We start from the raw sequence: 530 nt of genomic DNA, 5'->3' as shown, positions 1-530 counted from the left end.
CCCACCAAGTGGGACAATGGCTATTTCCAGATGCTGCTGAACCACGACTGGGAATTGAAGAAAAGCCCAGCCGGTGCTTGGCAATGGGAACCGGTTGAGATCAAGGAGGAGGATAAACCGGTCGATGTCGAGGATCCCACGATCCGCTACAACCCGATCATGACGGACGCCGACATGGCCATGAAGATGGACCCTGAGTATCGCAAGATCTCAGAGCGCTTCTATCACGATCCGGCCTACTTCTCGGAGGTCTTCGCACGCGCCTGGTTCAAGCTCACGCATCGCGACATGGGGCCGAAGACGCGTTACATCGGCCCTGATGTCCCGCAGGAGGATCTGATCTGGCAGGATCCGGTGCCCGCGGGCCGTGCGGACTATGACGTCAATGCGGTGAAGAGCAAGATTCTGGACAGCGGTCTGAGTATCAGTGAGATGGTCACCACCGCTTGGGACAGCGCTCGGACCTTTCGTGGATCGGATATGCGCGGCGGTGCCAACGGTGCGCGCATTCGTCTGGCCCCGCAGAAGGA

1 pseudogene is annotated in these 530 nt (G+C 59.1%); it reads left to right on the top strand.

The features are described from left to right. Positions 1–530 (top strand): annotated as a pseudogene (locus CKO31_RS26445) (catalase-peroxidase); the annotation flags it as partial.

This window comes from Thiohalocapsa halophila (assembly GCF_016583825.1).
Taxonomy (GTDB): domain Bacteria; phylum Pseudomonadota; class Gammaproteobacteria; order Chromatiales; family Chromatiaceae; genus Thiohalocapsa; species Thiohalocapsa halophila.
Note: the sequence above shows the minus strand (reverse complement) of the source record. Positions and strands in the feature narration are given on the sequence as shown.